Below are 23873 nucleotides of genomic sequence, written 5' to 3'. Positions count from 1 at the left end.
GATGAGCGACACGCCCCGTGACACGGCTCACGCGCCGCCCGAGCTTCACGCCGATGCGCACTGGCGGCGCATCGACTTCATCTCCGACCTGCACCTGAGCGCCGACACCCCGCGCACCTTCGAGGCCTGGGCCTCGTACCTGCGCGACACGCCGGCCGATGCGGTGCTCATCCTCGGCGACCTGTTCGAGGTGTGGGTAGGTGACGATTCCCGTTTCGAGGGCTTCGAGGCCGACTGTGCGCAGGTGCTGCGCGAGGCCTCGGCAACACGCAGCCTCGCCTTCCTGGTCGGCAACCGCGACTTTCTCGTCGGTGACGCGCTGTTGAAAGACTGTGGGGTCACCGCCCTCGCCGACCCCACGCTGCTGCTCGCCTTCGGCCAGCGCGTGCTGCTCACCCACGGCGACGCGCTGTGCCTCGCCGACACCGAGTACCAGGCGTTCCGCGCGATGGTGCGCAGCCCGGCGTGGCAGCAGCAGTTCCTCGCGCAGCCGCTGGCCGCACGCCGCGAATACGCACGGCAGGTGCGCCAGCAAAGCGAAGCCCGCAAGACATCGCAAACCTCGCCAGAAGAATGGGCTGACGTCGACACCCCCGAAGCGCAGAGCTGGCTGCGCGCCGCATCGTCGACGACGATGGTGCACGGCCACACGCACCGGCCTGCATCGCAGCCGCTGGGTGACGGCTGCGAGCGGCATGTGCTGTCCGACTGGGAACTCGACCACCGCCCCCATCGCGCAGAAGTGCTGCGCCTCACGCACCAGGGCTTTCAGCGTCTGCCGCTCGCACAAGCGTTGGCCCCCTGACCACGATGGTGCTCGCCGCCTGGCGCCGCTGGCGCGAACGACGCACCCTGGCCACACGGCCGATCCCCGATGCGATGTGGCAATCGACCCTGGCGCGTTACGCCTTCCTCGCGGCGCTGACCCCCGCCGAAGCACAGCGTCTGCGCGACATGGCCACCCTATTCCTTGCAGACAAAGAGTTCACCGGCGCGGGTGGGCTCGACGTCACGGACGACATGGCCGTGACCATCGCCGCGCAGGCCTGCCTGCCGGTGCTCGAGCTGGGCCTGCACTGGTACGACAGCTTCGTGACCATCGTGCTGCACCCCGACGAAGTGGTCGCAGCCCGCGAGGTGACCGACGAATTCGGCGTGGTGCACCACTACGAGGAAGCGTTGGTCGGCGAAGCCCTGGGCGACGGCCCGATGATGCTCAGCTGGCGTGGCGTCACCGATGCCGCCCACACCGACGGGCCGGTCTACAACGTCGTGATCCACGAGTTCGCCCACGTGATCGAGCTGCGCAGTGGCGATGCCACCGGAATCCCGCCACTGCCAGACGCCGCATCGAGAGAACACTGGCGGCGCGTCATCGAGGCGAGCCACTTGCGTCTCGTGCGCCGCCTCGATGCCGGCGCCGACACCGTGCTTGACCCATATGGCGCCGAGTCGGTCAGTGAGTTCTTCGCCGTCGCCTGTGAGGGTTTTTTCGTGGCCGGTGCGGCGTTGCGCGACGACGACCCTTACCTCTACGAGCTGCTGAAGGGCTTTTTCCGGCAAGACCCGGCCGAGCGCCGCGCCCCATGAAAAACGGGGCCCGAAGGCCCCGTTCAATCTGCCGCAAAGGCTCAGGCCGTGGCCGGCTCGGCCTTGGGCTTGTCGCTCTTCTTCGGCGGCTGGATGTCGAGGACGACCTTGCCTTCGGCATCGAGGTCGACCGCCAGGCGGCCCCCATCGACCAGGCGGCCGAACAGCAGCTCGTCGGCCAGAGCACGGCGGATCGTGTCCTGGATCAGGCGCTGCATCGGGCGCGCGCCCATCAGCGGGTCGAAGCCCTTCTTCGCCAGATGCTTGCGCAGGGCGTCGCTGAAGGTCACTTCCACCTTCTTCTCGGCCAGTTGCGCTTCCAGCTGCAGCAGGAACTTGTCGACCACGCGCATGATGATTTCCTCATCGAGCGCACGGAAGCTGACGGTCGCGTCCAGGCGGTTGCGGAACTCCGGCGTGAACAGGCGCTTGATGTCGGCCATCTCGTCACCCTGCTCGCGCGAGGTGGTGAAGCCGATGGTCGCCTTGTTCATGGTCTCGGCGCCCGCGTTGGTCGTCATGATGATGATGACGTTGCGGAAGTCGGCCTTGCGCCCGTTGTTGTCGGTGAGCGAGCCGTGGTCCATGACCTGCAGCAGCACGTTGAAGACATCCGGGTGCGCCTTCTCGATTTCGTCAAGCAGCAGCACGGCGTGCGGCTTCTTCGTGACGGCTTCGGTCAGCAGGCCGCCCTGGTCGAAACCGACGTAGCCCGGAGGCGCGCCAATCAGGCGGCTGACCGCATGGCGCTCCATGTACTCGCTCATGTCGAAGCGGATCAGCTCGATGCCGAGGATGAACGCCAGCTGCTTCGCGACTTCGGTCTTGCCGACGCCGGTGGGGCCGCTGAAGAGGAACGAGCCGATCGGCTTGTCGGGCTTGCCCAAGCCGGAGCGTGCCATCTTGATGGCAGCCGCCAACGCTTCGATGGCCGGCTCCTGGCCGAACACAACGCTGTTGAGGTCGCGCTCGAGCGTCTTGAGCTTGGAGCGGTCGTCGTTCGACACGCTGGTCGGCGGGATGCGCGCGATCTTTGCGACGATCTCTTCGACCTCGTTGCGGGTGATGGTCTTCTTCTGCTTGCTCTTGGGCAGGATGCGTTGCGCGGCACCGGCCTCGTCGATCACGTCGATCGCCTTGTCGGGCAGGTGACGGTCGTTGATGAACTTGGCCGACAACTCAGCTGCGGCCTGCAGGGCGCCCAGCGCGTACTTCACGCTGTGGTGCTCTTCGAAGCGCGACTTCAGGCCCTTCAGGATCTCGACCGTCTGCTCGACCGAAGGCTCGACCACGTCGACCTTCTGGAAGCGACGCGACAGCGCCGCATCCTTCTCGAAGATGCCGCGGTACTCGGTGAAGGTGGTCGCGCCAATGCACTTCATCTGGCCCGAGCTGAGCGCCGGCTTGAGCAGGTTGCTCGCGTCGAGCGTGCCGCCCGAGGCGGCGCCCGCGCCGATCAGCGTGTGGATCTCGTCGATGAAGAGCACCGCGTTCGGCTGGTCCTTCAGGTGCTTGAGCACGCTCTTCAGGCGTTGCTCGAAATCACCGCGGTACTTGGTGCCGGCGAGCAAGGCGCCCATGTCGAGCGCATAGACCTGCGCGTCGGCCAGGATCTCGGGCACTTCGCTCTGCGTGATGCGCCAGGCGAGACCTTCGGCGATGGCGGTCTTGCCCACGCCGGCCTCACCCACCAGCAGCGGGTTGTTCTTGCGGCGGCGGCACAGGATCTGGATGACGCGCTCGACCTCGTGCTCGCGGCCGATCAGCGGATCGATCTTGCCGTCGCGGGCCATCTGGTTGAGGTTTTGCGTGAACTGGTCGAGCGGCGAGCCCTTGGATTCGCCCTCTTCCTTCTCGCCTTCGCCGCTGGAACCTTCGTTGGACTTCGGCTGCTCGGGCGGGTCGGTCTTCTTGATGCCGTGGGCGATGAAGTTCACCACGTCGAGACGCGTCACGCCTTGCTGGTGCAGGTAGTAGACCGCGTGCGAATCCTTCTCGCCGAAGATCGCAACCAGCACGTTGGCGCCGGTCACTTCCTTCTTGCCGCTGCCGGTGGACTGCACATGCATGATCGCGCGCTGGATCACGCGCTGGAAGCCGAGCGTCGGCTGGGTGTCGACCTCTTCGGTGCCGCCCACGGTGGGCGTGTTTTCCTTGATGAACTGCGCCAGGCTCTTGCGCAACTCATCGATGTTGGCCGAGCAGGCCCGCAGCACTTCAGCGGCCGACGGGTTGTCGAGCAGCGCCATCAGCAGATGCTCGACGGTGATGAATTCGTGGCGCTGCTGGCGCGCCTCGACGAACGCCATGTGCAGGCTGACCTCAAGCTCTTGCGCAATCATGCGGCCTCCATAATGCATTGCAGTGGGTGGCCGCCACGACGGGCAGCGGTCAACACCAGTTCGACTTTCGTGGCCGCCACGTCCTTGGTGTAGACACCGCAGACACCACGGCCTTCCTTGTGCACCTTGAGCATGATCTGCGTCGCGGTCTCGAGGTCGCGTTTGAAATATTCCTGAAGCACCATCACGACAAACTCCATCGGCGTGTAGTCGTCGTTGAGGAGCACCACCTGGAACATCCGGGGCGGCTCTGTCTTGGCCGTCTTGCGCTCGGCGACAACCGCGCCCTGGCCGCGCTCGGGCGGCGGCACAGCCTTGGGAGGCTTGGGCGGTGGAGGGGTGTCGTCAGGCATGGATTCATTCTAATGAGTTGATGCTTCGCGCTTCAGTGTCTGGGATATTGCGCCGAACCAGCCCAGCACAAGGGTACAAATGCATCACAGCAGCCCCTCTTTTGAAGCCATTCGGCGCCTCCTCGCGACCCATTCAAGATGGATGCCAGCTCGGGGTAAGGCACCTTGACAGCCCCAAAACCCAGACTAAGAATGCCGCGGTTCTAGGGAGGAGCCCATGGCTTTTGGAACTGTCAAGTGGTTCAACGATGCAAAGGGTTTTGGCTTCATTGAACCCGAGGGTGGGGGCGAAGACGTCTTTGCCCATTTTTCGGCCATCAAGATGGATGGCTTTCGCACCTTGAAGCAGGGCGGCCGCGTCAGCTACGACGCCGTACAAGGCCCCAAAGGTCAGCTGGCCCAAAACATCTGCCCGCACGAGGCGCTCGACGCGCCGCCCGTGCCGGCCGCCATGGCACCCGGCGTGGGGGTCAGCGCAAGTCTCTAGTTTGTAGCGACTGGCGGCTGCGTCCCGCGGCCGACGCCTCACCCCTTTGGCCACAAAAAAGCCCACCGAGCGGTGGGCTTTTTGCTGAGCCGATCGAGATCACATGTTCTCGATCATGACCTGGCCGAAGCCGGAGCACGAGACCTGCGTCGCACCGTCCATCAGGCGGGCGAAGTCATAGGTGACCTTCTTCGACAGGATCGACTTCTCCATCGAGCTGATGATGAGGTCGGCCGCTTCCGTCCAGCCCATGTGGCGCAGCATCATCTCGGCCGAGAGGATCTCGGAACCCGGGTTGACGTAGTCCTTGCCGGCGTACTTCGGGGCGGTGCCGTGGGTCGCCTCGAACATGGCCACCGAGTCGCTCAGGTTGGCGCCCGGGGCGATGCCGATGCCGCCGACCTGCGCCGCCAAGGCGTCGGACACGTAGTCGCCGTTGAGGTTGAGCGTGGCGATCACCGAGTACTCAGCGGGGCGCAGCAGGATCTGCTGCAGGAAAGCGTCGGCGATCGAATCCTTGACAGTGATTTCCTTGCCCGTCTTCGGGTTCTTGAACTTGCACCACGGGCCACCGTCGATCAGCTGGGCGCCGAATTCCTTCTGGGCCAGGGCGTAGCCCCAATCACGGAATCCACCTTCGGTGAACTTCATGATGTTGCCCTTGTGCACCAGCGTCACATTGGGCTTGTCGTTGTCGATCGCGTACTGGATCGCCTTGCGCACCAGACGCTCGGTGCCTTCGCGCGAGACCGGCTTGATGCCGATGCCCGAGGTGTTCGGGAAGCGGATCTTCTTGACGCCAAGTTCGTCTTGCAGGAACTTGATCAGCTTCTTGGCCTTGTCGGTCTCGGCTTCGTACTCGATGCCGGCGTAGATGTCTTCCGAGTTCTCGCGGAAGATCACCATGTTGGTCTTCTCGGGTTCCTTGACCGGCGAAGGAACACCCTTGAAATACTGGATCGGGCGCAGGCAGACGTAGAGGTCGAGCTCCTGGCGGAGTGCGACGTTCAGCGAGCGGATGCCACCGCCCACGGGTGTGGTCAGCGGGCCCTTGATCGAGACGACATAGTCCCGCAGCACTTCGAGCGTCTCTTCGGGCAGCCACACGTCGGGGCCGTAGATCTTGGTCGACTTCTCGCCGGCGTAGATCTCCATCCAGTGGATCTTCTTCTTGCCAGCGTAGGCCTTGGCCACGGCTGCATCGACCACCTTGATCATCACAGGCGTGATGTCGAATCCGGTGCCGTCACCCTCGATGTAGGGAATGATGGGCTGGTCGGGAACGTTGAGCGAGAAGTCGGGGTTAACGCTGATCTTCTGCCCGCCTTGAGGGACTTTGATGTGCTTGTACATGCTGTCGGCTCCGGACTGCGATAGGTAACGAAAGATTCTATGCCACGGACTCTGTCAACCGACTGACAAGGGCCCACGTTGTGAGCGTGCCGCGCGATGAGCGCGCGGTGGATCCAAAACTTTCGAAAGGTAAATCAAATGAACAAGCTTCTGGCCGCTCTGATCGCTTCCCTCTTCGCCGTTGGCGCCTACGCTGCTGACGCCGCCAAGCCCGCCGCTTCCGCCGCCAAGGCCGAAGCCAAGGCTGAGAAGAAGGCCGAAGCCAAGGCCGAAAAGAAGGAAGCCAAGAAGGAAGAAGCCAAGAAGTAATCAGCGTTTCGCTGAATACCGATGGCCGACTGCCGGCAACGGCAGTCCCTGCGAAAACGCCCGGTTCCGCCCGGGCGTTTTTCATGGCGGCTTCACGATAATCGCCGCATCCTCTCTCAGCCGAGCTTCGCCATGTTGAAACGCCTCCTGCTGAGCTGCTGGCTCCTGATCGCCGCAGCCCCTGCACTCGCACAGAACGCTCCTCAAAGCCTGCCGACCATCAAACTCGGCGCCGGCATCCACAACATCGTGGCCCAGGTCGCCCAGAACCCCGAGCAGCGCGCCACCGGCCTGATGTTCCGCACCTCAATGCCCACCAACGAAGGCATGCTCTTCGTCTTCGAGCAGCCGGCCAAGCAGTGCTTCTGGATGAAGAACACCCTGCTGCCCCTGTCGATCGCCTTCATCGCCGACAACGGCACCGTGCTCAACATCGAAGAGATGAAGCCGCAGACGCTGGACTCGCACTGCTCCATCGAGCCGGTGCGCTACGTGCTCGAGATGAACGCTGGCTGGTTCGGCAAACGAGGCATCAAGCCTGGCACCAGACTCACGGGCGCGCCCTTCGGCTCCTGAAACAGCCAACAAAAAGGCCGGTCACAGACCGGCCTTTTTTATCACCGCGCGAGAAGCGCGATCAGGCGAAGTTCTTCGCCGCGAAGTCCCAGTTCACGAGCGAGTTCAGGAACACCTCGACGAACTTCGGACGCAGGTTGCGGTAGTCGATGTAGTACGCGTGCTCCCACACGTCGATCGTCAGCAGCGGCTTGTCGGCGGTGGTCAGCGGGGTGCCGGCGGCGCCCATGTTGACGATGTCGACGCTGCCGTCCGGCTTCTTCACGAGCCAGGTCCAGGCCGAGCCGAAGTTGCCGACGGCGCTCTTGGTGAACGCCTCCTTGAAGGCGGCGTAGCTGCCGAACTTCTTGTTGATGGCCTCGGCCAGTGCGCCGGTGGGCTCGCCGCCGCCTTGCGGCTTCATGCAGTTCCAGAAGAAGGTGTGGTTCCAGATCTGCGCGGCGTTGTTGTAGATGCCGCCCGACGAGGTCTTGATGATCTCTTCGAGGCTCTTCGATTCGAACTCGGTGCCCTTTTGCAGGTTGTTGAGGTTCACGACGTAGGCGTTGTGGTGCTTGTCGTGGTGGTACTCGAGCGTTTCCTTGCTGAGGTGCGGCACCAGGGCATCGTGAGCGTAGGGCAGCGGCGGCAGTGTGTGTTCCATGAGCGAGTCCTTTCGAGGCAGACGAGAGAAAGTCGCGGGCATTGTAGGCACGCCCACGCGAAGCCGCGCGCACCCTCAGGCAGACGGGTTATTCGACAATGCGCCGCTGCACGCTGAGGACTGCAGCGCGCACCTGGCCGTCGGCGAGTTCTGCCGTCACGGTCTTCCCGGCGGTCAGGTTGTCGACGCTTGTGAGGGCGTGGCCCTGCTCGTCGCTCAGCCAGGCATAGCCACGGGCCAGCACCTGCCGCGGGTCGAGCGCGGCCAGTCGCGCCTGCAGGGAGGCGAGACGCTGGCGGTGCGAGGCCAGCGCAACCGTCACCGAGCGCGACAAACGCCGCTGCGACTCACTGCAGGCCTGGCGTTGCTGCGGCACATGCCGCGCGGCGCGCGCCTGAAGGCGCTGGCGCAGCAAGGCCACGCGCTCGGCCTGCCGACGTACCACATCAGCCGGGCGGCGCAGGCGCAGGGTGGCCCGGTCCAGACGCTGGGCCTCGGTGTCGAGCACCTGGTGCACACGACGCTGCATCACGCGGGCCACCGCGGCCAGCAAGGCGAGCCCTTCTTCCTGCGTGGGCGAGGCCATCTCGGCGGCGGCCGTGGGCGTGGGCGCGCGAACGTCCGCCGCCAGGTCGGCCAGCGTCACGTCGGTCTCATGCCCCACGCCGCACAACACAGGCAGGCCGCACGCCACGATGGCACGCACGACACGCTCATCATTGAAGGCCCACAGGTCCTCCAGCGAGCCGCCGCCTCGGCACAGGATGAGCAGATCGACCTCGCGGCGGCGGTCGGCCGTCTGCAGCGCGTCAACCAACGCCTTCGGCGCTTCGTTGCCCTGCACGAGGCTCGGATAGACCACCACCTCCACATGCGGCGCGCGCCGCGCGAAGCACGTCAGCACATCGTGCAACGCGGCCGCGCCCAAGGAGGTGACCACGCCGATGCGGCGCGGAAAGCGGGGCGGCTCGCGTTTGCGCTCGGCGTCGAACAGCCCTTCACCTTCCAGCCGCGCGCGCAGTTTCTGGAACTGCTCGAACAAGGCCCCGGCACCAGCCCGCTGCATCGCCTCGATGACGAACTGCAACTCGCCGCGCGGCTCGTAGACGGCCAGCCGCCCCCGCACCTCGACCAGTTGGCCATCGGCCGGCGCGAAGTCGAGCAGGCTCGCGGCACGCCGGAACATCGCGCAGCGCAGCAGGCCGGCGCCGCCGTCGGCGTCTTTCAGGCTGAGGTAGCAATGCCCGCTGCCCGCGCGCGAAAAGCCCGACACCTCGCCCCGCACGGTGCACGATGCGAAGCGCGCAGCAAGTGCATCCGAGACCGCGTGCACGAGCCCGGCCACGCTCCACACCATGCGCTCGGGGCGCGCGAACATGGGCTCAACCACGGGCAAACCCAGCATTGATGCGGGTCGAGAACTCCACAAGCGCGCCAATCAAGGCATGGCGCGCCGTTTCGGCTGTCACGAGGCTTTCACAATCGTGCAAGCTATTGATTTTCAAAGGATTTTCTTTGCCTAAGTTTTGAGCAAACTGTCGGAGCGCCTGATTTTTCGCGGCCTGCACGCGTGCGACCCTGGGTTGCCCACAAAGTTATCCACACTTGCAGTGGACGACCGCGCGAAGTGATTTCAAGGCAGCGGCGCAGTCACAACAGGCAACGATCGGACGGGGTGACAAGTGCAGCCAGAAGGCCATAATCGCGCCTCCCGCTTGGGGGCTGACTCGGAGAGGACAGGATTGTTTTCGATCATACAAGCCGCTGGCTGGCCCATTTGGCCCTTGCTTCTGTGTTCCGTCGTGGCGCTGGCGCTGATCATCGAAAGGCTTTCCAGCCTGCGCACCGCGCGGGTCGCGCCACCCAAGCTGCTCGATGAAGTCGTCTCCGTCACCCGCGCCCACCTGCCCGGCGCCGACGTCGTCAACAAGCTCGCCGACAACTCCATCCTCGGTGCCGTGCTCGCGAGCGGGCTGCGCACGGTGATCGCCGACCCCCGACTCACCGAGCCAGTGCTGCGTGCCTCGTTCGAATCGGCGGGCCGCGTGGCCGTGCACCGCATGGAGCGCTACATGAACACCATCGGCACCATCGCCTCGGCCGCGCCGCTGCTGGGTCTGATGGGCACCGTGATCGGCATGATCGAGATCTTCGGCTCGCAGGCCCCGACCGGCGGCAGCAACCCGGCGATGCTGGCGCACGGCATCTCGATCGCGCTCTACAACACCGCCTTCGGGCTGATGATCGCGATCCCGTCGCTCATCGCCTACCGCTACTTCCGCGGCCGCATCGAGGAATACACCCTCGAGATGGAGCAGGCCGCCGAGCGCCTGGTGCCGCACCTGATGCGCTTCTCCGTGCCGCCCGTGAAGAAGGCGCCCTGAGGCCATGCCGATGAACTTCCGCAAGCACCTGCGCGATGACCCCGAGATCAACCTGATCCCGTTCATCGACGTGCTGCTGGTCGTGATCATCTTCCTGATGCTTTCGACCACGTACTCCAAGTTCACCGAACTCAACGTCACCCTGCCCACGGCCGACGCCGACCGGCCCAAGGACAACCCTCGCGAGATCATCGTCTCGGTGTCGGGTGACGGCCGCTACGCGATCAACCGCAAGCTGATCGAAGGACGCAGCGTCGACCTGCTCACCGGTGAGCTGGCCGCGGCCTCCGAAGGCTCCAAGGACACCGTGATCATCATCTCGGCCGACGCCACGGCGGCGCACCAGTCGGTCATCACGGTGATGGACGCGGCCCGCCGCGCCGGGCTGCCCAAGATCACCTTCGCCACCCAGGGCAACCAGGGCCGCTGAGGGCTTGGCAGCGGCCTCGCGGCGCTGCCCCCTTCTCTGCACCACGACATGACCGTGCCGGCCGCATCCCCACTGCAAGAGGCATGGCTCACGCGCGGGGCCATCGCATGGTTGCTGTGGCCGCTGTCGTGGCTCTACCGCGGCGTGGCGGCGCTGCGCACGGCGGGCTACCAGCTTGGGTTGTTGCGGTCGCATCGCCTGCCAGTGCCGGTGCTCGTGGTGGGCAATCTGATCGTCGGCGGTGCGGGCAAGACGCCCACCACGATGGCGCTCATCCACATGCTCCGCGCGAACGGGCACCGCCCAGGGATCGTCTCGCGCGGCTACGGCCGCTCGAGCGACGAGCCCCAGCTCGTCACCCGCGACACACCGGCCGACGCGGCGGGTGACGAGCCGCTGCTGATGCACCTGCGCACCAGCGCGCCCGTCGCCGTGGGTGCAGACCGCGTGGCCGCCGGCCAGTTGCTGCTGGGCACCCACCCCGAGCTGACCGTGCTGGTCAGCGACGACGGCCTCCAGCACCGGCGCCTCGCTCGCGACGCGCAGGTCATCGTGTTCGACGAACGCGGCGGCGGCAACGGCTGGCTGCTGCCGGCCGGCCCCTTGCGCGAGCCGGTGCCGGCCGAGGTGCCACCGCGCAGCCTGGTGGTCTACAACGCGCCTCGCGCCAGCACCCCCCTGCCCGGCCACCTGGCCCAACGCCACCTGCGCGGCCTCGCAACCCTGGCCGATTGGTGGGCCGGCAGCGTGGCGACCCGCAAGGCCTTCGCTGACCTGCAGGGCCGCAGCGTGGTCGCAGCGGCCGGCATGGCACGCCCCCAGCGCTTCTTCGAGATGCTGCGAGCCGAGGGCCTGCAGATCGACGAGCTGCCCCTGCCCGACCATCACCCGTTCACCACCCTGCCCTGGCCTGCCAACGCCACCGATGTGATCGTCACCGAGAAAGACGCGGTGAAGCTGCGCCCCGAGCGCATGGGCACCACGCGCGTGTGGGTCGCAACGCTAGACTTTGAGATCGACGCGGCGATCGCTTCGCAACTGTTGCCCTGGCTCACGCCCTCCACCTGAAGGACCCGACATGGACACTCGACTGCTCGAGCTCCTGGTATGCCCGCTCTGCAAGGGCCCCCTCGAACACCAGCGCCCGCCGACCCACGCGCAGCACGAACTCGTCTGCCGCGCCGACCGGCTGGCCTTCCCGGTGCGTGACGGCATCCCGGTGATGCTCGAATCCGAGGCCCGCTCCACCGACAGCCCCGCGCCCGCGCCGGAGGCCGCCGCGTGAAGTTCACCGTGCTGGTGCCGGCGCGGCTCAAGTCCACCCGCCTGCCCCGCAAGGTGCTGGCCGACCTCGCAGGCCTGCCGATGGTGGTGCGTGTGGCGCAACGGGCCGCCCTCTCCGGCGCCGCGCGTGTGGTCGTCGCGGCCGACGACGACGAGATCGTGCAGGCCTGCCGCGCCCACGCGGTCGACTGCGTGCTGACCGACCCCGACCACCCCACCGGCAGCGATCGCCTGGCCCAGGCCTGCGCCCTGCTCGGGCTCGACGGCAACGACGCGGTCGTCAACGTGCAAGGCGACGAGCCGATGATCGACCCGGCGCTGATCGACGCCTGCGCCGCGCTGCTGGCCTCACGGCCAGAATGCGTGATGAGCACCGCCGCCCACGCGATCGACCACGTCGACGAGCTGCTCAACCCCAACGTCGTGAAAGTCGTGCTCGACGGCTCGGCGCGCGCGCTCTACTTCTCACGCGCCCCGATTCCCTGGTGGCGCGATGGCCACGCGCAAGGCGTGACCCAGCTCCCGCAGCCCGCGCCGCTGCGCCACATCGGCATCTACGGCTACCGCGCGAGCTTCCTGCGCCGCTTCCCGCAGCTGCCGCCTTCGCCGCTCGAAGCCATCGAGTCGCTCGAACAATTGCGGGTGCTGTGGCACGGCGAGCGCATCGCGGTGCACGTGAGCGACACCCGCCCCGGCCCGGGCATCGACACCCCCGAAGACCTGGCGCGTGTGCGTCAGCTTCTCGTATGACCCCCATGCTATTCTCGTTGGCAGCTGAGGCCTGACCGCTCCGCAGGCACTGACAAGATTCCATACATAGAGATAGAGGACAACCCATGAGACTCATCCTTCTGGGCGCACCCGGCGCCGGGAAAGGCACGCAGGCCACATTCATCTGCAAGAAGTTCGGCATTCCGCAGATCTCTACCGGCGACATGCTGCGTGCTGCCGTCAAGGCCGGCACGCCGCTGGGCCTGGCCGCCAAGAAGGTGATGGACTCGGGCGCCCTCGTGAGCGACGACATCATCATCGGCCTCGTGAAGGAACGCATCACGCAGCCCGACTGTGCGAACGGCTTCCTCTTCGACGGTTTCCCCCGCACCATTCCGCAGGCTGACGCAATGAAGGCCGCTGGCGTCAAGCTCGACTTCGTGCTCGAAATCGACGTGCCCGACTCGGACATCATCGAGCGCATGAGCGGTCGCCGCACGCACCAGCCTTCGGGCCGCACCTACCACGTGAAGTTCAACCCGCCCAAGGTCGCCGGCAAGGACGACGTGACCGGTGAAGACCTCGTGCAGCGCGAAGACGACAAGGAAGAGACCGTCAAGAAGCGCCTCGAGGTCTACCAGAGCCAGACCCGCCCCCTGGTCGACTACTACGCCAAGTGGGCCGCCAACGGCGACGCCAGCGCCCCGAAGTACCGCAAGATTTCAGGCACCGGCACGGTCGACGAAATCACCGCACGGGCCCTGCAGGCCCTGAGCTGAACCGCACGCCACCAACCGAAAGCCGCTCCACCGAGCGGCTTTTTTCATCCAGCACTCACAAGGAGCAATTCATGGACATCGCAGGCAAAGTCTTCATCGTCACTGGCGGCGCATCGGGCCTGGGCGAAGGCACGGCGCGCATGCTCGCGGCCAACGGCGGCCAAGTGCTCATCGCCGACCTGCAAGCAGAGCGTGGAGAAGCCATCGCCAAGGAATTGGGCGGCCGCTTCGTGCGCTGCGACGTGAGCCAGGAGGCCGACGGCCAAGCCGCCGTGGCCGCGGCCGTCTCCATGGGCAAGTTGATGGGCCTCGTCAACTGCGCCGGCATTGCCCCCGCCGTGAAGACGGTGGGCAAGGAAGGCGCCCACCCGCTCGCGCTTTTCAGCAAGGTGGTCACGGTCAACCTGATCGGCAGCTTCAACATGATCCGCCTCGCGGCCGAGGCGATGTGCAAGAACGAGCCTGAAGCGACCGGCGAGCGGGGCGTGCTGATCTCCACCGCCAGCGTCGCCGCCTACGACGGCCAGATCGGCCAGGCCGCGTACTCCGCCTCCAAGGGCGGCGTGGTCGGCATGACGCTGCCCATCGCGCGCGACCTCGCCCGCAACGGCATCCGCAACATGACCATCGCCCCCGGCATCTTCGGCACGCCGATGCTGTTCTCGATGCCGCAGGAGGTGCAGGACTCTCTGGCTGCCGGCGTGCCCTTCCCGAGCCGCCTGGGCACCCCGGCCGACTACGCCAAGCTCGTGCACCAGATCATCACCAACGACATGCTCAACGGCGAGGTGATCCGCCTCGACGGCGCGATCCGCCTAGCGCCGCGCTGAGCGCTACTTCTGGCGCGCGACGATGCCCCAGAGCCGCGCCAGGTCGGCGGTGCCGTCCTGACCGGCCACCGTCTTGAGCACCGCCTGCGCCTTGGCGGGGTCGCCCGCCGCAAGGTAGGCAATGCCGAGGTGCAGCTTCGCGTCGTGGACCCGCTTGAGGCCACCCTTGGCGATGCCCTGCTCCATCAGCGCAAGGCCCTTCTTCGGCTCGCCGAGAAAGGTCTCTGAGAAGCCGAGGTTGACGAGCTCGTCGCCTCCCCGTGCTGACGCGGCCTGGGCCTCGCGTGCTGCCAGGCCCTGCTTCTCTTCGGCGGCACGCTTGGCCACAAGTTCCTTCAGGCGGCGGTGCCGGTCGGCCTCGGCCGGCGTGCCGGTGCCGAGCACGCCCGCCGCAAAACCCTTGTCGACCACCTGCTGCCCTTCGCCCGGCAAGCCCGCCTGCACCGCGAGCTGCGCCATTTCCATGTAGTCGTTGGCGTTGCGCATGCTCCCGGTGGCGAGCATCAGGCGGTAGGTGTCGAGCACCAGCCGGTCGCTGAAGCCGGGCTTGCGCTGCAGGCGCGCGAGCATGTCGCTCCAGTACGGCTTCTTCGGGTGGTGCATGACGAGGTGCTCCATCGCCAGCATCTGCGCCGAGGCATCGTTGGCGCGCTGCGCCGCGTTCAGCAGCAGCGTGAGGCGGTCTTCCGGCGTGGCGCGGCCGGCCTTGTCGTCGGCCTGCACCTCGACCACCAGCTCCTTCGCCGCACCGGCGTAGTCGCCCGCCAGGTACTGTGACTGGATCACCAGCGTGCGGATCTGCGTGTTGCTGCCGCCCTCGGCCAGGTAGCGCTTGCCCCAGGCGATGGTCTTGGCGTAGTCCTTCGCGCGGTAGAAGCTGCCGGCCAGTGACTCGAGCATGCGCAGCTGCTCGGCCGCGGGCAGCTTGCCGCTCGCCTTCAGCGCCTCGAACGAGCGGGCCGCCAGCTCCGCGCCGCCTGCGCCCGAGGCCGCCGCGATGCGCATGCGCTCGACCATGTAGCTCTCGCCGGCCGTCTTGTTGGGCACCGCCTCGGCATCGCGCACCTTGGCCAGCGCTTCCTTGTACTTCTGCGCCTTGATGAGCTCTTGCGCGGCCTGCAGCGGCTTGCCCACCTCGGGGCGAAGCGCCTCCTGCGCGTGGGCGAGGCTGGCCAGCAATGCGAGGGAAGCCAGTGCGAGTCGAATCGTCTGCATGCGTGTCACTTCACGAACTGCTCGTTGCCCACGATGCCAAGCTTGGTGACGCCCAGGCGCTGCGCGCTCGCCAGCACCGCCGCCACGTCCTTGTATTCGACGAGCTTGTTGGGCCGCAGGTGCACCTCGGGCTGGTCGGGCAGCGCGGCGGTGGCCGACAGCCGCGCGTCGAGCGCGGTCCGGTCGGGCAGCGCCTCGCCGTTCCAGAACACCGTGCCGTCGAAGTCGACGTCGATGGTGACGACCTGCGGCGGTGCGCTCGGCGGCGGCGTGCCGGTGGGCATGTTGAGGTTGACCGAATGCAGCTGGATCGGGATGGTGATGATCAGCATGATGAGCAGCACCAGCATCACGTCGATCAGCGGCGTGGTGTTCATCTCGACCATCACGTCGGGCTCGTTGTCGCGGGCGCTGCCCGGGCCGAGGTTCATCGCCATGTCGTTCCTCCTTCAGCCACGGGGCGGCGGCTCGGTGACGAAGCTCACCTTCTGGATGCCCGCCCGCTGGCAGGCAAACACCACGCGCCCCACCGACTCGTAGCGCGACTTCTCGTCGCCACGGATGTGCACCTCGGGCTGCGGCACCATCACGGCCACCTTCTTCAGCCGCGCCACGAGCGCCTCGTTGTCGGCCACCGGCACGGCGTTCCAGTACACGTCGCCGTCCTTCGTGACCGAGATCTCGATGTTCTCAGGCTTGGTCTGGCGCGCGAGGTTGGTTTCCTTCGGCAGCGAGACAGCGGCGTTCTGCGTCACCACCGGCACGGTGATGAGGAAGATGATGAGCAGCACCAGCATCACGTCGACGAGCGGCGTGGTGTTGATGCTCGACAGCACCTCGTCTTCGTCGCCGTCGCCGGCACCGACATTCATCGCCATCGCATGGCCTCCTGACGTCGATCAGCGTGCCGCGGCGCGGCTGCCGAGCAGCACGCCGTGCAGGTCGGCGCCGAAGCCGCGCACCGACTCCATCGCCACCTTGTTGCGGCGCACCAGCCAGTTGTAGCCCAGCACCGCCGGCACGGCGACCGCGAGGCCGATGGCCGTCATGATGAGCGCCTCGCCCACGGGGCCGGCCACTTTGTCAATGGACGCCTGGCCGGCGATGCCGATGGCGGTGAGCGCGTTGAGGATGCCCCATACCGTGCCGAAGAGGCCGATGAAGGGCGCGGTCGAGCCCACTGTGGCGAGCACGGCCAAGCCATCTTGCAGGCGGCTGTGCACCGTGTCGACGGCGCGCTGCACGCTCATGCCGATCCAGGTGTTGCGGTCGATGTTGGCGGTGAGTTCGCCGGAATGGTCGCGGCCCGCCTCGATGCCGCTCGCGGCGATGAACTGGAACACGCCGTCGGGCTTCAGCGTCTTCAAGCCATCGGCGAGCGTGGCCGACTTGAAGAAGTTCGCGCGGGCGTGCTTCGCTTCGGAGGCGAGCTTCGCGCCCTCGATCAGCTTGGTCACGAGGATGTACCAGCTCGCCAGGCTCATCAGCACCAGGAGGCCGAAGGTCAGCAGCGTGACCTTGTCGCCCTGCATCAGCATGTGCTTGAGGTCGTAGGGGTTCTCGACGCTTTCCTTGCTGACGGCGGGCGCCGCCACCGAGGCCGCCACGGGCGCAGAAGCCGGCGCCTGGGCGTGCGCAGGCGCGGCGGCAAGGGTTGCGGCGAGCAGCAAACCGGCCGCGAGCGAGTGGAGTTTCTGAAGAATGGACATCGTGGTTCCGATCTGCGGCGAAAGAAAAATCACTGTGAGTTGAAGGTGAGCGTCACCAGCACGCCGGGCACTTCCTGGCCCTGCCCGATGCACTTGAACTGCGACACCATCTCCACGCTGTGGCGGTTGAAGGCGCGGTGCGTCGATTTGACGACGGTCGGGTTCTTCACCTCCCCGTTGGCGGCGATGGTGAACGACACCGTGACCTCGCCCGCGTCGATCTGCGCACGCCGCGCTTCGCGCGCAAAGCCGCCGTCGAGCAGGATCTGCTTGTACCCCGGGCAGCTCACGCCGACCGAGGGCGCCACCGGCGCAGGCGGCGCGGGGGCCACGGGGGCGGGTGCCACCGGCGCAATCGCCACCGGCGCAGGCGGTGGCGGCGTGGGTGTCGCGGTGATGGTGGGGGCTGGAGGCGGCGGCACCGTCACCTGGATCTCCGGCGGCGGGATGAACGGCGGCGGTGGCGCCTCGAGCTTGGGCGGGGGTGGCGGCACCACCTCGGGCGGCGGAGGCGGCTTGGTGATCTCTTCGATCACCTTGGTCTCGATGGGCGCGCGCACGACCTCGATCTCCTTGCGCGACAGCCCCGTCATCAGGCCGAAGATCAGCACCACGTGCAGCGCGGCCACGAACGCGATGCCGACGAGCCGGCGCTGCCGGGCCGCAGGGCCCTTCGAAAAATCCTTCATCAGAACTTGTACGACGCGTTCACATAGGCGGTGCGGCCGACCGACGAGTAATAGCGGTCGTCATAACCGAACTGCTGGCCGCGGTTGCCACCACCCGACGAGATCGACAGCGGCGGCTTGGTGTCGAACACGTTCAACAGGCCCACGGTGACCAGGAAATCCTTGCGTGGGTTCCACTGCGTCTGCCAGTCGAGCGTGAAGTGGCGCTTCACCGGCAGGCGGATGTCTTCGTAGTTGCCGGTCGGGTTGCCCGAGGCGTCGAGTTCTTCCACCGTGCTCGTGGCATCGAGATAGCCCGAGCGGAAGTTGGTGGTGAAGGTGTGAGCCCAGTTACCGTGCTGGAAGGTGTTGGCCCAGCTGCCCAGCCAGCGGAAGGTGACGACGCCGAGCGCCTCGTCGCCGCCGCCGATGGCCGAATACTTGCGGCCGGTGGGCGTGAGCTGGCGCTGCTCGCGGATCATGTAGGTGAGCGCAAAGCGCGAGGTAAGTGACGCGAAGGGCAGGCGCACCCGGCCGGTGGCGTCGACATCGAGGCCGGTCAGGCTGTCGGTGCCGAGGTTCTTGTTGTCGGCGAGGAAGGCCACGTACACGTTGCCGGTGCCGGTCTCGGTGCGGGTCGTCCACGAGTTGCCGTAGAGGTCGGGGTTGGCGAAGACCTCCTGCTCGGTGAGCTGGCCGATGGTGTTCTTGACGCGCACGTACCAGAGGTCGGTGCCCAGCGAGACATCGCGCCCCGGCTCGAAGCGGATGCCGATCGAGCGCTGGCGCGATTTCTCGGGCTTGAGCTCGGTGTTGCCCGCCGCGACCACGTCGTATTGCGAGGTGCCCGGCCGGCAGGTGGCGCCCAGTGACGTGGCGATGGCCAGCAGCTCGGGGCTGCAGGTGTAGTCGTCGAAGGTCACGCCGTAGTTCTGGCTCGGCGCCTTCATCTGCGGCACCGTCGGAGCCCGGAAGCCGGTGCCGACCGAGCCGCGCACCATCACCTCGCGGCTGGGCTGCCAGCGGAAGCCCGCCTTGGCGGTGGTCGCCTTGCCGAAGTCTTCGTAGCGGTCGTGGCGCAGCGAGGTGATGAACTCGAGCCCCTTGGCAGCCGGCACGATCAGCTCGCCGAAGGCGCCATAGCTGTTGCGCGAAGACGAATACGGAATCGACTGCGCCGCGTCGCCGAAGCGCTGGTCGCACTCGAGCGGGTCGCCCGAGGGCGCCGACGGGTCGCACAGCGTGCCAGCCACCGGGTCGGCCAGGCGGCCCTGCGCGTAGAGGCTGGGGCGCGACGCGAACGACTCGCGCTGGAAACCGATGCCCGCACCGAGCATCAGCGGGCCGGCCGGCAGGGCCATCAGCTCGCTCGACGCGCGCACGCCGATGGAGTCGAGCTTGGAGATGCCGCCATCCCAGTAGCCCTTGTAGTTGATCGAGTTGAGCGCCGCCATGCCGGCAGGCGACTGCTGCCCCGGGCCGACGAAGGGGTCGAGCAGGCCGCTGTTGGCCACCCGCGAGACGGCCAGCGCGCCCGGCAGCCCGGCGATGTTCTGCACCGACTCGCTCTGCGAATGCGCATAGAAGGCGTTGTAGTCCCAGCCCATCAGCTGGCCGCGCGAGCCGGCCGAGAAGTCGAGGAACTTCGCCTTGTCTTCGTAGGTGCGGTTGCCGAGGTCGAAGATGCGGTAGTAGGCCTCGCTGTCGCCCACCACGCCGTTGGGCAGCAGGTAGGTGTTGTGCAAGGGGCTGCCGGCAGGAATGGAGATCGTCCCGGGCACGGGGGCGATGCGCGAATTCATGCGCGATTCGGAATACAGCCAGTCGACGTAGGGCGTCTGGTCACCGACCTTGAAGTTGACCGAGCCGAGCACGCTGCTGCGCTTGCGGGCCGGGTAGACCTCGAGCTCGCCGACGAAGTTGAAGGCGCAGTAGTCGCCGAAGTCGCTGACGAGGAAGGTCTTGTCGGGGCAGCGGCCGTTGGCCACGTAGTACGGGTTGAAGAGGTAGTCGTCGCTGTCGTCGGCCGGGGTGCCGTTGTCGTGGTACGCGTTGGCGGGAATGGCCGCCGCCGTCACCTGCTGCACGCGGTAGTTCTTGCCGCCGTAGCCAAAGCGCACCTCGGCCGAGTTGCCGAAGTCGCGCTTCACCGAGTCGAGCCGGGTGCGCTCGTCGTGCGACAGCGACAGCATCACGTTGAAGCCGTCTTTCTCCAGCGAGCCGAAGCCCTTGGTCGCGCTCACGCGCTTCTCGCGCGCACCGCCACGTGGGAACGAAAGGCCCACCGAAACGTCGCCCTCATCGGTGTTGCGGCGGGTGATGAAGTTGACGACACCGGCGATGGCGTCGGCGCCATAGAGCGCCGAGGCGCCGTCGGTCAGGATCTCGATGCGCTCGATGGCGGCCACCGGCAGCGCGTTGAGGTCCATCGCGGCGGCAAAGCCGGTGAGCGTCTGCCCGCCGAACTGCGCCATACGGTGGCCGTTCAGCAGGACGAGCGTGCGCGTGTCGCCCAGGTTGTGCAGCGACACGGTGGTGATGCCCCCTGCCCCACCGCCCACCCCGGCCGACTCGTTGAACGAGCCTTGCACGTAGTTGAGCCGCTGCAGCAGGTCGGTCACCGAGGTGGCGCCGCTGCGGGCGATGTCTTCCTTCTTGATGACCTGCACCGGCAGCGCCGACTCCGCATCGATGCGGCGGATCGCCGAGCCGGTGATCTCGACGCGCTCCAGTTGCGGCTGGGCGAACACTGGCCCGACAGCCAGCACGCTGCCAAGGGCGGCCAACACCGCCGAGCAGATCTTGGTTCTTGTGAACATGGGGGCTCCTGAAAAACCGATCGCGATCGTGCAAGGCCCGTGCCGATCCCAACCGACGTGTCTTGTTGTATCTGTCTCTGGTTCGTGCCGGAGATCAATCCCGGATTGTCTTCACTGGCACAAGCAGCGTCTCTCTAGAGTATCCCCAAGATGCGAGGCACTGCCGCCAGCAGGCTGCGCGTGTAGGGGCTCTGCGGCCGGTGCAGCACCTCGTCGGTGGGCCCGGCTTCCTCGATGCGGCCGTGCTGCATCACCACCACCCGGTCGGCGATGTACTCGACGACGCCGATGTTGTGGGTGATGAAGAGGTACGACACGCCCAGCTCGCGCTGCAGCTCGCGCAACAGGTTGAGGATCTGCGCCTGCACCGAGACGTCGAGCGCCGAGGTGGGCTCGTCGCACACGATGAGCCGGGGCTTGAGCGCCAGCGCCCGTGCGATCGCGATGCGCTGGCGCTGCCCACCCGAGAACTCGTGCGGGTAGCGCTGAAGGGCTTCGCGCCGCAGGCCCACCCGCTCGATGAGCGTGGCCACCTCGTCGCGCCTCGCTTCGGCGGCGAGATCGGGGCGCAGGGACTGCAGGCCCTCCTCCAGCAACTCGGCCACGCGCATGCGCGGGTTGAGCGAGCCGAACGGGTCCTGGAAGATCATCTGCACCGAGCGACGCGCCTCGCGCAGGCCGTCGCCCTGCAACGAGAAGAGGTCGCGCCCGTCGAGCAGCGCGCGGCCTTCGATCTGGGCCTGGCGGCGCAGCAGCTGCACGATGGCCTTGCCGGTGGTGGTCTTGCCGCAGCCCGATTCGCCGACCAGGGCGACCGTCTCGCCCGCGTCCACCTTGAACGACACCTCGCGCACGGCGGTGAAGTGCTGGCGGGCCCGTTGCAGCAGGCCCTTGCGGATGGGGAAATGAACCGACAGCTGCTGCACCTCGAGCAGCGGCTGGCCAGCCACGCGCTGCGCGTCGGGGGCCGGGGCTGCCACCGGCTGCGGCGACGGGGCCGGTGTAGGCGTCGTGCCCTGGCGGTAGAGCAGGCAGCGCACCGGGTGATGGCCGCCCGTCTCCAGAAGCTCGGGCGGCGTGGTGTGGCACTCGGGCATCACCCGGTCGCACCGCGGTGCGAAGCGGCAGCCGACGAACTCTTGAGACAGGGGCGGCACGCTGCCACCGATGGCCGCCAGCTTCTCGCCGCGGCGCGCCGCATCGGGCAGCGCACTCAGCAGCAGCTTCGCGTAAGGGTGCTTCGGTGCGCGGAAGAACTCTTCGGCCCAGGCCACTTCGATGATCTGCCCGGCGTACATCAGCGCCACGCGGTCGGCCATGCCGGCGACCACCGCGAGGTCGTGCGTGATGAGCAGGAGACCCATGCCCTTCTCGCGCTGCAGGTCCTTCAAGAGGTCGAGAATCTGCTTCTGGATGGTCACGTCGAGCGCGGTGGTGGGCTCGTCGGCGATCAGGAACTCGGGCTCGGCCGCCAGCGCGATGGCAATCATCACCCGCTGCTTCTGGCCACCCGACAGACGGAACGGGTACTCGTCGATGCGGCGCTCGGGCTCGGGGATGCCCACGCGGCGCATCCAGTCGATGGCCTTGGCACGGGCTGCTGCGCCGCGCAGCTCGGTGTGCGCTTCGATGGCTTCGACGATCTGGTCGCCTACCTTCATCACCGGATTCAGGCTCGTCGCGGGCTCCTGGAAGATCATGCCAATGCGCCCACCGCGCACGGCGCGCATGCCGGCTTCGGGCAGCGCGAGCACGTCATCGCCTTCGAGGCTGACCTGGCCCTGCGTGATGCGGCCGTTCTCGGGCAGGAGGCGCATGAGGGCCAGCGCGGTCATGCTCTTGCCGCAGCCCGATTCGCCGACGAGCGCGAAGGTCTCGCCGCGGCGAATGGTCAGCGCGAGGCCGTCGAGCGCCTTGACCAGGCCCTCGTCGGCGTCGAGCGCCACCTTGAGGTCGTCAACCTGCAGCATGCTGGCCCTTGAGACGCGGACGGAAGTTGCGGGCGCGCGGGTCGAAGGCATCGCGCACGCCATCGGCGAAGAGGTTGGCCGACAGCACCAGCGTGACCATGAACACAAAGGCCGCGGCGAACGACCACCACACGGTGGGCTCGCGGTTCATCTCGCTGCGGGCGAGGTTGATCATGCCGCCGAAGCTGCTGGTGCTCGGGTCGACGCCCACGCCCACGTAGGTGAGCACCGCTTCGTAGAGGATGAGGTCGGAGAACGCGAGCACCGTGGTGATGAGCACCAGGTGCATCACGTTGGGCAGGATGTGGCGCGACATGATGCGCGCATCGCTCACGCCGAAGGCAGTTGCGGCCTGCACGTATTCGAGCTCGCGCAGCTTGAGCGTCTCGCCGCGCACCAGGCGGCAGAGCGTGGCCCAGCCGGTCACGCCGAGCACGATGCACAGGAGCAGGATCTTGAGGTCGGAGCGCTCGGCGCCGGTCTCGAACATCTCGGGGTTCTTGTCGAGGAAGACCTGCACCATCAGCACGCAGGCGGCGATCAGCAGCACGTTGGGCACCGAGCTGAGCGTGGTGTAGAGGTACTGGATGACTTCATCGACCCAGCCCTTGAAGTAGCCCGCAAGGATGCCCAGTACCACCGCCAGCGGCAGCGTGGCCAGCGTGGAGAGCCCACCGATCACGAAAGCGGTGCGCACGCTCTTGAGCGCCTGGTAGAGCACGTCGTTGCCGGTGCGGTCGGTGCCGAACACGTGGTAGTGGTTCATCAGCGCGACCACCACACCGCCGAGCAGGCACACCACGGCGAGCGTGGCGGCAGTGGCGCGCAGCGGGTAGCGGGTGCGGTCGGCGGCGATGTCGCGCAGGGCCTGGCCAACGCCGCCATGCGCACGGCGCAACACGGCGGCCGTGGCGAGCAACAGGAGCGCGAACACCGCCGTGCCGCCGAGCAGACCGAACCCCACACGCTTCATCACGTCACCCGACCATTCCTTCTCCGGGTCTTGCAAATGCGCCCCGCCGAACTTCAGCCGCGGGTATTCACGCGTGGTCTGCCCGCCGACGCTCACGCTTTCCTTGCTGATGCCGTGGGTACCGAGCGGCGCCGAGTAGGTCGCCTCACGCATCTCGATCTGCCGCACCAGCACCACGTCGAGCAAGGACATGGTGCGCGTGTCGTAGTAGACCTGCCCACCCTGCGCCGGCAGGGCCCGGCGGAAATGCACGCTGTCGAGCGCGGTGACGAGGCCGAAGAGCACGAGCAGCACGCCCGCACTCAAGGCCGCCGGGTCGAGCATCACCTTCTTCCAGTTCGCCTGCAGCGTGGGCTGGCGGCGCACGTGCCAGAGGTACGCGGCCAGCGCCACCGCCAGCGCATAGAGCGCCACGTCGGTCCAGAGAAAGACAAGCTTGAAGCCCATG

26 protein-coding genes are annotated in these 23873 nt (G+C 66.9%); 12 read left to right on the top strand and 14 right to left on the bottom strand.

The window, feature by feature from the left end; all coding sequences use genetic code 11:
• Window position 1: 1 nt before the first annotated feature.
• Together KF892_02630 and KF892_02625 are read left to right on the top strand one after the other, a co-directional pair.
• Window positions 2-805 (top strand): UDP-2,3-diacylglucosamine diphosphatase, encoded by an 804-nt coding sequence (locus KF892_02630; protein ID MBX3623882.1) that lies wholly within the window; start codon window positions 2-4, stop codon window positions 803-805.
• Between the two features lie 5 nt (window positions 806-810).
• Window positions 811-1590, top strand: a complete 780-nt coding sequence (locus KF892_02625; GenBank protein ID MBX3623881.1) for a zinc-dependent peptidase — start codon at window positions 811-813, stop codon at window positions 1588-1590.
• A gap of 41 nt (window positions 1591-1631) precedes the next feature.
• Here the strand turns inward: KF892_02625 and clpA are convergent, their stop codons facing one another.
• Window positions 1632-3932 carry an ATP-dependent Clp protease ATP-binding subunit ClpA gene (clpA, locus tag KF892_02620; GenBank protein MBX3623880.1) on the bottom strand — a complete coding sequence of 767 codons (2301 nt, stop codon included), beginning with the start codon at window positions 3930-3932 and terminating at the stop codon, window positions 1632-1634.
• Window positions 3929-4285, bottom strand: coding sequence for an ATP-dependent Clp protease adapter ClpS (gene clpS / locus KF892_02615; GenBank protein MBX3623879.1), 357 nt, complete (start codon window positions 4283-4285; stop codon window positions 3929-3931). Before clpS ends, clpA begins: the two co-directional genes overlap by 4 nt.
• Window positions 4286-4502: 217 nt before the next feature.
• Here clpS and KF892_02610 point away from each other — a divergent pair, with 217 nt between their 5' ends.
• On the top strand, window positions 4503-4772 hold the full coding sequence (locus KF892_02610) for a cold shock domain-containing protein (protein MBX3623878.1): 270 nt from the start codon (window positions 4503-4505) through the stop codon (window positions 4770-4772).
• 99 nt (window positions 4773-4871) lie between these two features.
• On the opposite strand, the gene icd is transcribed toward KF892_02610, so the two are convergent.
• The gene (gene icd / locus KF892_02605) at window positions 4872-6125 is read right to left on the bottom strand and encodes an NADP-dependent isocitrate dehydrogenase (protein MBX3623877.1); all 1254 of its coding nucleotides are present in this window, start codon (window positions 6123-6125) and stop codon (window positions 4872-4874) included.
• A gap of 138 nt (window positions 6126-6263) precedes the next feature.
• Between icd and KF892_02600 the strand changes: the two genes are divergently transcribed.
• Both KF892_02600 and KF892_02595 read left to right on the top strand, forming a co-directional pair.
• Window positions 6264-6434, top strand: coding sequence for a hypothetical protein (locus tag KF892_02600; GenBank protein ID MBX3623876.1), 171 nt, complete (start codon window positions 6264-6266; stop codon window positions 6432-6434).
• A 132-nt stretch (window positions 6435-6566) separates the two neighbouring features.
• Window positions 6567-7010 (top strand): DUF192 domain-containing protein, encoded by a 444-nt coding sequence (locus KF892_02595; GenBank protein ID MBX3623875.1) that lies wholly within the window; start codon window positions 6567-6569, stop codon window positions 7008-7010.
• A gap of 61 nt (window positions 7011-7071) precedes the next feature.
• On the opposite strand, the gene KF892_02590 is transcribed toward KF892_02595, so the two are convergent.
• From KF892_02590 to KF892_02580, 3 genes are all read right to left on the bottom strand, one after another.
• The gene (locus tag KF892_02590) at window positions 7072-7653 is read right to left on the bottom strand and encodes a superoxide dismutase [Fe] (protein MBX3623874.1); all 582 of its coding nucleotides are present in this window, start codon (window positions 7651-7653) and stop codon (window positions 7072-7074) included.
• Window positions 7654-7741: 88 nt separating this feature from the next.
• A complete protein-coding gene (gene xseA / locus KF892_02585; GenBank protein ID MBX3623873.1) occupies window positions 7742-9031 on the bottom strand; it encodes an exodeoxyribonuclease VII large subunit in 1290 nt (429 codons plus the stop codon).
• A gap of 4 nt (window positions 9032-9035) precedes the next feature.
• Complete coding sequence (locus tag KF892_02580) at window positions 9036-9221, bottom strand: hypothetical protein (GenBank protein MBX3623872.1); 186 nt, start codon at window positions 9219-9221, stop codon at window positions 9036-9038.
• A 174-nt stretch (window positions 9222-9395) separates the two neighbouring features.
• Between KF892_02580 and KF892_02575 the strand changes: the two genes are divergently transcribed.
• The 7 genes from KF892_02575 (at window position 9396) to KF892_02545 (ending at window position 14071) form a co-directional block, all read left to right on the top strand.
• Window positions 9396-10037: a MotA/TolQ/ExbB proton channel family protein gene (locus KF892_02575; protein MBX3623871.1), complete on the top strand. Its 642-nt coding sequence runs from the start codon at window positions 9396-9398 to the stop codon at window positions 10035-10037.
• A 10-nt stretch (window positions 10038-10047) separates the two neighbouring features.
• Window positions 10048-10467 carry a biopolymer transporter ExbD gene (locus tag KF892_02570; protein MBX3623870.1) on the top strand — a complete coding sequence of 140 codons (420 nt, stop codon included), beginning with the start codon at window positions 10048-10050 and terminating at the stop codon, window positions 10465-10467.
• Between the two features lie 48 nt (window positions 10468-10515).
• Window positions 10516-11535 (top strand): tetraacyldisaccharide 4'-kinase, encoded by a 1020-nt coding sequence (locus KF892_02565; protein MBX3623869.1) that lies wholly within the window; start codon window positions 10516-10518, stop codon window positions 11533-11535.
• A 10-nt stretch (window positions 11536-11545) separates the two neighbouring features.
• Window positions 11546-11752, top strand: a complete 207-nt coding sequence (locus tag KF892_02560) for a Trm112 family protein (protein ID MBX3623868.1) — start codon at window positions 11546-11548, stop codon at window positions 11750-11752.
• Window positions 11749-12501: a 3-deoxy-manno-octulosonate cytidylyltransferase gene (kdsB, locus tag KF892_02555; GenBank protein MBX3623867.1), complete on the top strand. Its 753-nt coding sequence runs from the start codon at window positions 11749-11751 to the stop codon at window positions 12499-12501. The genes KF892_02560 and kdsB overlap by 4 nt, the downstream gene beginning before the upstream one ends.
• Window positions 12502-12587: 86 nt before the next feature.
• Complete coding sequence (gene adk, locus KF892_02550; protein MBX3623866.1) at window positions 12588-13241, top strand: adenylate kinase; 654 nt, start codon at window positions 12588-12590, stop codon at window positions 13239-13241.
• A 71-nt stretch (window positions 13242-13312) separates the two neighbouring features.
• Window positions 13313-14071: a 3-hydroxyacyl-CoA dehydrogenase gene (locus KF892_02545; GenBank protein ID MBX3623865.1), complete on the top strand. Its 759-nt coding sequence runs from the start codon at window positions 13313-13315 to the stop codon at window positions 14069-14071.
• 3 nt (window positions 14072-14074) lie between these two features.
• On the opposite strand, the gene KF892_02540 is transcribed toward KF892_02545, so the two are convergent.
• The 8 genes from KF892_02540 to KF892_02505 form a co-directional block, all read right to left on the bottom strand.
• Window positions 14075-15286 carry a hypothetical protein gene (locus tag KF892_02540; GenBank protein MBX3623864.1) on the bottom strand — a complete coding sequence of 404 codons (1212 nt, stop codon included), beginning with the start codon at window positions 15284-15286 and terminating at the stop codon, window positions 14075-14077.
• Window positions 15287-15291: 5 nt separating this feature from the next.
• Window positions 15292-15717, bottom strand: a complete 426-nt coding sequence (locus KF892_02535) for a biopolymer transporter ExbD (protein MBX3623863.1) — start codon at window positions 15715-15717, stop codon at window positions 15292-15294.
• 18 nt (window positions 15718-15735) lie between these two features.
• Entirely contained in the window at window positions 15736-16164 is a 429-nt protein-coding gene (locus tag KF892_02530) for a biopolymer transporter ExbD (GenBank protein MBX3623862.1), read from the bottom strand.
• Between the two features lie 21 nt (window positions 16165-16185).
• On the bottom strand, window positions 16186-16995 hold the full coding sequence (locus KF892_02525) for a MotA/TolQ/ExbB proton channel family protein (protein MBX3623861.1): 810 nt from the start codon (window positions 16993-16995) through the stop codon (window positions 16186-16188).
• Between the two features lie 29 nt (window positions 16996-17024).
• Window positions 17025-17684 carry a TonB family protein gene (locus KF892_02520; GenBank protein ID MBX3623860.1) on the bottom strand — a complete coding sequence of 220 codons (660 nt, stop codon included), beginning with the start codon at window positions 17682-17684 and terminating at the stop codon, window positions 17025-17027.
• Window positions 17684-20482, bottom strand: a complete 2799-nt coding sequence (locus tag KF892_02515; GenBank protein MBX3623859.1) for a TonB-dependent receptor — start codon at window positions 20480-20482, stop codon at window positions 17684-17686. Before KF892_02515 ends, KF892_02520 begins: the two co-directional genes overlap by 1 nt.
• A gap of 134 nt (window positions 20483-20616) precedes the next feature.
• Window positions 20617-22503 carry a dipeptide ABC transporter ATP-binding protein gene (locus tag KF892_02510; GenBank protein MBX3623858.1) on the bottom strand — a complete coding sequence of 629 codons (1887 nt, stop codon included), beginning with the start codon at window positions 22501-22503 and terminating at the stop codon, window positions 20617-20619.
• Window positions 22439-23872 carry an ABC transporter permease gene (locus KF892_02505; protein ID MBX3623857.1) on the bottom strand — a complete coding sequence of 478 codons (1434 nt, stop codon included), beginning with the start codon at window positions 23870-23872 and terminating at the stop codon, window positions 22439-22441. Before KF892_02505 ends, KF892_02510 begins: the two co-directional genes overlap by 65 nt.
• Window position 23873 lies beyond the last annotated feature (1 nt).

Origin of the sequence: Rhizobacter sp., assembly GCA_019635355.1 — a bacterium.
Classification (GTDB): domain Bacteria; phylum Pseudomonadota; class Gammaproteobacteria; order Burkholderiales; family Burkholderiaceae_C; genus Rhizobacter.
This window is presented reverse-complemented; position numbering and strand designations above follow the sequence as displayed.